At 40.8% G+C, this 6,981-nt stretch carries 6 protein-coding genes; 2 read left to right on the top strand and 4 right to left on the bottom strand.

The features are described from left to right. Positions 1-132: 132 nt before the first annotated feature. Together Q1V93_RS12390 and proS are read right to left on the bottom strand one after the other, a co-directional pair. A complete protein-coding gene (locus tag Q1V93_RS12390; protein WP_300665148.1) occupies positions 133-813 on the bottom strand; it encodes a hypothetical protein in 681 nt (226 codons plus the stop codon). A gap of 102 nt (positions 814-915) precedes the next feature. Beyond that, positions 916-2,391: a proline--tRNA ligase gene (proS, locus tag Q1V93_RS12385; RefSeq protein WP_300665146.1), complete on the bottom strand. Its 1,476-nt coding sequence runs from the start codon at positions 2,389-2,391 to the stop codon at positions 916-918. Positions 2,392-2,477: 86 nt separating this feature from the next. Between proS and Q1V93_RS12380 the strand changes: the two genes are divergently transcribed. Next, complete coding sequence (locus tag Q1V93_RS12380) at positions 2,478-3,539, top strand: hypothetical protein (RefSeq protein ID WP_300665144.1); 1,062 nt, start codon at positions 2,478-2,480, stop codon at positions 3,537-3,539. A gap of 10 nt (positions 3,540-3,549) precedes the next feature. Next, a complete protein-coding gene (locus Q1V93_RS12375) occupies positions 3,550-5,040 on the top strand; it encodes a hypothetical protein (RefSeq protein ID WP_300665142.1) in 1,491 nt (496 codons plus the stop codon). Here the strand turns inward: Q1V93_RS12375 and Q1V93_RS12370 are convergent. Next, on the bottom strand, positions 5,031-6,563 hold the full coding sequence (locus tag Q1V93_RS12370) for a hypothetical protein (protein ID WP_300665139.1): 1,533 nt from the start codon (positions 6,561-6,563) through the stop codon (positions 5,031-5,033). The genes Q1V93_RS12375 and Q1V93_RS12370 overlap by 10 nt on opposite strands. A 186-nt stretch (positions 6,564-6,749) precedes the next feature. Beyond that, positions 6,750-6,981 (bottom strand): hypothetical protein (locus tag Q1V93_RS12365; protein ID WP_300665138.1); only part of this gene is annotated, 232 nt, incomplete at its 5' end.

Raw genomic sequence — 6,981 nt, 5'->3', positions numbered from 1 at the left:
GGAGAATCGAACTCCTGTTTCCAGGATGAAAACCTGGCGTCCTAACCACTAGACGAATGGGCCGTTTTTGAATTTCGGAGTGCAAATATAGCTAGATTTTTCCTGTATGCAACACTTTCCGCGCTTTTTTTTCTAAAAAATATCAGTGTCTTCCGCTTCAAATTTGAAACCCAGCCTTTTACCTGTTGACAATTGACTGTTCGCTTCGATCTCATGCATTTGGAAAACGGTCACTTTTGAAACGATTTCATATGGCGGAGTCAATAAATCGAACTCCAAAGCATAGGCAATTGACACCTGAATAATGTGTGTCAGGATCGAATCAGTCAACACAGAATTCGTCAAATCGCGAAATAAAAAGCCTAATTGACCTTTTCCTTCCACCATGAAATGTTCATCCTTGTTGATAAACACACGCCCGATCAGGTAGCCTAAATCGTTCATCCGGTTCTTCAGATAGGACTCTGCAAGAAAATTGTAGATGTTGATGATTCCGAAATAACCACGTGTTTTATCTTCCTTCAGGTAATCTGTTTGCCATAAAGGATGCTCATCAGGCAATTTAAAGACGTTTGTGTGCATCTGAAAGATCAAAACATCACTTCCTACGAAAACCTGCACCTGAAACTCTCCTTTGTACTCTACGTGCAACCGGATCCTGCTGTCTTCAACCAGAGACCTCAAAGAACCGATCTCCTCCAGTAATTGCTTTTTGAAGCGTTCAAAGTGGTTCTTTGTATCCTGAAAGATATCTTGCTTCAAACCCGCTTTTTGCTCCAGAATGGTCTGTATAATTTTCCGTGCTTCTTCCATAAATTTTGAATTGATAATTGAAAATGGAAAATTAAAAAAGGGAGATCAGCTAAAATAAACAATCTCCCTTTTCAATTTTAAGTGCTACATTTTCAATTAAAGTTAGTATGCTTTTGCAAATACCACCCGCCCTTTTGACGGAGCTCCTGTAACCATACAAACTCCCGCTTCGGAAGGAATGTCAATAGGAATACAGCGAATGGTTGCTTTTGTTTCTTCTTTAATCTTTGCTTCGGTTTCTTTCGTTCCGTCCCAGTGCGCCAGGTAGAATCCACCCACTTTTTCAAGCTGCGTTTTGAATTCTTCGTACGTATCTACCACATGCATGTTTTCTTTTCTGAACTGCTGAGCTCTTTGAAGCAAATTGCTCTGGATATCTGAAAGCAATTCCACAATTGAGTTGCCGATATTGTCAATATTCATCGCATATTTCTCCTTCGTATCACGACGTGCAATCTCCACTACTCCATTTGCCAAATCTCTCGGACCGATTGCAATACGAACCGGAACTCCTTTTGCTTCGTATTCAGCAAATTTCCATCCCGGACGTTTTTGATCGTCAGAATCATATTTCACTTTGATGCTCAGGCCTTTCAATTCTGCTGAAATTTTAGCAACTGCATCGTTGATCGCCTGAAGCTCTTCTTCTGTTCTGTAAATCGGAACGATCACGACCTGAATCGGTGCCAATGCAGGAGGAACAACCAATCCTTCATCATCCGAATGTGTCATAATCAAAGCCCCCATCAAACGGGTTGAAACACCCCATGAAGTTGCCCAAACATACTCCTGTTTCCCCTGGGCATCACTGAATTTCACTTCAAATGCTTTCGCAAAATTCTGCCCTAGGAAATGGGAAGTTCCGGCCTGAAGTGCTTTTCCATCCTGCATCATTGCTTCGATACAATACGTATCATCCGCACCTGCAAAACGTTCACTTTCCGTTTTATGACCTTTAATCACCGGCATTGCCATGTATTTCTCAGCAAACTCCGCATAAACATCCAGCATTTGTTCCGTTTCACTGATCGCCTCTTCTTTTGTAGCATGAGCCGTATGCCCTTCCTGCCACAAAAACTCGGATGTACGCAAGAACAATCTTGTTTTCATTTCCCAACGAACCACGTTTGCCCATTGATTAATCAAAATCGGCAAATCACGGTAAGATTGAATCCATTTCTTATATGAATTCCAGATGATTGTTTCAGAAGTCGGACGAACAATCAATTCCTCCTCCAGCTTTGCATCCGGATCAACAATTACACCTCCTCCGTTCGGATCATTTTTCAAACGGTAATGCGTTACAACAGCACATTCTTTCGCAAATCCGTCCACGTGAGACGCTTCTTTACTCAGGTAGCTTTTGGGGATTAATAAGGGGAAGTACGCATTTTGGTGACCAGTTTCTTTGAACTTTGCATCCAGGATATCCCGCATGTTTTCCCAAATAGCATAACCATAGGGCTTAATCACCATCATTCCTTTAACATCCGAGTGTTCTGCAAGATCAGCTCTGGAAATTAAATCATTATACCACTTTGAATAATCTTCGGCGCGAGTAGCGTACTTCTGTGACATTTTTGAGTATGTTAAATTTTACGAATAAAACCGTAAAATTATAAATAAATCAGCTATCTTTAAAGAACCATTTAATCTTTCTCATCATGAAAAAAGTATTGAAAATCGGGATCTATGTCGGAGTTACTGCTTCTCTTGTAAGTTGCGGAACTTCCGAGCACTTCATGCAGGATGACGTTTACAATACCCGTACTCCGGTGATGCCTCCGGGAACGGATCTGAATGATGTGACAGATTATGCCACTTTTGTTGCCAAGAAAGAGCAAACCGAAACTCCACCGGAAAGAACAACTTATGTTTCTCCGCGTGATTACCGCGACTTTTTCTATTATTCCCAGTTTATGTACTACGGGTATTCTCCTTATGCGATGACTCCCGGGTTGAGTTACATTGGTTACGGATATCCAAATCACTACTCCGGATTCGGGAATGGTTATTACGCATCTATTGGCTTTGGGAATTATTACAATTACAACCCGTACGGATATAATCCTTATGGCGGTTACTACGGTGGTGGCTACAATCCTTACGGATATAACCCCTACTGGAATGCCCCTTATTACAACAATTACGGAGGAGGTTATTACGGTGGCGGCTACTATGGCGGAGGAAATTACTACGGAGGCGGATATACCTATACGCAAAAAGGAAAGCCGAATACAGGCGGAAACCTTTCAAATGCACATGCAGGAACTTCCGGTGGAAGAATGGGATCATCTTCAAACGGAGAAATCATCAATTACCCTCATAAAATGATGATTAATCCGAATTCAGGAATCCCAGCTGCAACTCCTTACAACGGAGTCGGAAGAAACCCGGCAATACGCATCAATGACGGAAACATTTCACCTGTTGTAAACAACGGACGAATCTCCACAGCTGCTCCTGCTCCAATGAACAGAGCTACAATTGCGCGACCAACAACTTCCGAGCGGCCTTCGATTTCACCAACTCGCGGTGACTATCAGCGATCTCCTAATCCGAACATGAATACCAATCAGAATTCCAATACAAGAACAATTAATAATCCTGTTAATAATTTCCCTGCAAGAACAAACACTCCTGTGATCAGAAGCGGAGGTGGTTCCGGCGGTGGCGGCGTAACGCCAAGTACAGGAGGAGGAGTAAGAACCGGTGGTAGACGATAAACGAACTTAAATGATAAACAAAACCCTTTTGGCTTCAGTTTTTACCGGAGCCTTTTTTGCGTTCGGACAAAATGAAGTAGATGCTTACAGATTGTCAAATACTTATGTTCAGGGTTCAGCGCGTTTCGACGCAATGGGCGGTTCATTCGGAGCTCTTGGAGCAGAAAGTGGCTGCATCGGAATCAATCCTGCCGGGTTCGGAAGATCTTCGGTCAGTTCTTTTTCGTTTGGATTGAACGGAACCAGTGTCAAAACCACTTCGCACTTCAGAGGAAATGGTGATCCTGTTTCAACCGGAACATCGGTCATGGATGCTTTTAAGATGCGGGTTCCCAATATCGCCGGAACAATTGTAAGTGACGTTTCAAGTTCCAATTCAGGCTTGATCTATACTCAAATCAGCCTGGGAATAAACAGAGTTGCCAATTTCAATAACTCATTCAATTACCACGGCGATCAATTTGAGTCCTTACTGGATGTCTTTGCTTCCAGCGCAAATGGAATAGATCCGAGTAATTTATACAGCAACCTACCTTACACTTCTTCGCTTGCATACCAAACTTATGCGATTGATCCGGATGCAAACAACAATTATTATCCGAGGCTGAATTCCGGAAATGTAACACATAACCGGACTGTTTTCAATAAAGGCGGAATCAATGAGTACTACCTTGCAGTCAGCGCCAATTATCTCGATAAAATCTACTTTGGAGGATCCGTTTCCTACAATACGCTTAATTTCTCAGAAACGTACGTTCACAAGGAAACATTAACAGATACAACCGGCGTTAGTTTGAGATCTTTCGTTTATCAATACGATTACAAAACCAAAGGTGGTGGTTTGAACGCCAAATTCGGGGCGATCTTTTTACCTACAGAATATTTGAGATTGGGAATTGCCATTCACACACCTACTTTTTATCAATTAACGGATCAGTACACGGCAAATATGGAAGCCCTGCACAACGATGGCATGAAAAAAGTAGACCCGAGTTTTGTTCCGGCTGACAGGTACAAATACAGAATCTGGACACCGACCAAGTTTGTTGGTTCCGTTGGATTGGTATTCCAGGATAACGGGTGTATCAACATTGATCTGGAATACCTGAATTATGGCTGGGCGCGTTTGAAATCTACAACAGACGGAGCTTATGCGAGTTACGATTATGCCGCAGAAAACAGCGTGATCAAAGCTCAATTAGTCGATGCATTAAACATTCGTATCGGCGGCGAATGGGCCATCAACAACACATTCTTTATTCGTGGAGGATATGGTTATTATCCTAAAGGAGATACGCTGGCGCGCAGTTATGGAAAGAATTACAATCAAACAATCAGCGGTGGAATCGGATTCAGAGTAAATCGTGTTTACCTGGATTTATCGGTAAGATACCTGATGCAAAGCAGCGTTTACAAAGCATTTTATGAAAGCCGTACCGAAATGAATATTATCAATACGACTTTCAATGTCGGACTTCAGTACAAGTTTGATTACAAATGATTGTAATTCTTGATTGATTTCGAAAAGTCGATCTTATCTAATTTTGAGTCGATCCACGCAGGCAGATGGAAATAATCCAGGATAACGCGTTCCTGCTGATCCTTCATTAATTCCGTTACTTCGGTTTTCATTTTGGACAGGATTTCATTTCGCTGCGTAACATTCATGCTTTTAGCCAGTTTTCTCAGATGCTTGATCACGACGTTTTCAATTTCGTAATCGCGGTCATGCTTGCTCAAATAACGATTCGTGGATTTAATGACATACTCCAGGAAATCATAATTTTCCAGTTCCAGATGAATAATCAGGTTGAAAATCCGGGCAAAACTGTAAATATCCTGTCTTAAACGCTGTTCATTATCATTCAAAACTTCATTCAGGGTAGACAAAGCTTTTTTGTAATCTCCTATTCCGAAATAGGTATATGCCTGATTGTAGCTGAACAAAATGTTTTGTTCTTTCGAAACTTTATCGTCCAGATCGCGAAGTCTTGCACGTACTTCATCTGCCAGTTTCGCTGACGCTTCGAAATTTCCGGTTGCATGATTCAATGCAAATTCCCCGTTGTAAGAAATCGTGAAGATTCGCAGAGATAAATCCATCGAATTGAATCCTTTCTTTCCTTCCAGCGCACGGATTTCATGGATAATATTTGCAGCTTCTTTAAACTGTTTGTTATCGATGTAACATCTCAAAAGGTGAGATAACGTCAGAATATAGCGCTGCCCCAAATCTTCCTTGATCAATGGATTGTTATCCAGGATGTCTTTTGTGCGGTTAAAGAATTGAAAACTGTCTTCATAATTCCGGTTCGTAGCTGCACACAATCCTTTGATATAATAACACATCGACGAAGCCCGTGTGGAAAGCGCCGTGTTTTTGCCTTTAATCAAATGATAATCAGCAATATCATCTACAATCTTACGTTCTTCCTCGTTTCGGGTAAATCCTCCAGCGCGGAAGATCAGATTGATTTTGGAATAAATTACCTGATACTCTGCCAGGTTCCGCAATTTTGCAATCACTTCTTCTTCCTCAGCAATAATATCATCCAGGTTTCTGGAAAACTCGCCGTCTTCGTAAGCCGCTTCAAGTAGTTTTTTCTCCCAGGAAATTAATTCATACCAATAATAGAATTCTTCGTGTTCAATTGCCAGGCTCTTTGCCCGCTGAACAAATTTCTCACATTCTTTATACAGCGCTTTATTATATAGAATTTCCACATTCTTCAATTCCTGCTTCAAAATACTGGAGGCAGATTGTTCGGAATAATAAACACGGAGGCTTTTCAGAATCAAACGGTAAAGATGATTCTTTTCAGAGGGTAAATGTTTTACAAATGTTTCGTTTTGGAAAAAATCTTTCAGGTCCTCTTCTTTGTAAGCGCCTTGTTTTTCAATAAAATCAAAAATTTTCAGGTAATTTTTTTCACCTGATTGGAGAGCAGATGAAAGCTTAAAAAAACGTTTTTCAGATTTAGTCAACGACTTAATAAGCTTATACAGTTCGTTTGAGGGTTTCATAATAAAGGAGTTTCTCAAATTTAACAAAATCTTTCAATCCTAGATGTTTTTTTAAAACATTTTAGCAAGCTATCTTCTCTAAATGCAATACGATTGAGATTTTAGTGGTTGAAATCCTAAAATAAAAAAAGGTTGCATAACACAACCTTTCACAAACAACAACAATAAACTTCAACGCCGCTTAAACTAACGAAGAAGGACCTTTTGTCCTTTCTGGACAATGACTTTTCCGGAGGTATATCCGTTCATTTTCACTAATTTCTTCAACTTGATTCCTTCCGCCTGAGAAATCTCGATCAATGTGATGTCTTTTTTGGCAACAAATGTTGCGCCTTTACTTCTGGCTCTGTTTCTTTTCGGTTCAAGGTAAACGATATCACCTTCCTCCAGCAGGTCTTTTTTATCTACGAAATCATTG

It is taken from the genome of Fluviicola sp. (genome assembly GCF_030151805.1).
Classification (GTDB): domain Bacteria; phylum Bacteroidota; class Bacteroidia; order Flavobacteriales_D; family Crocinitomicaceae; genus Fluviicola.
Note: the sequence above shows the minus strand (reverse complement) of the source record. Positions and strands in the feature narration are given on the sequence as shown.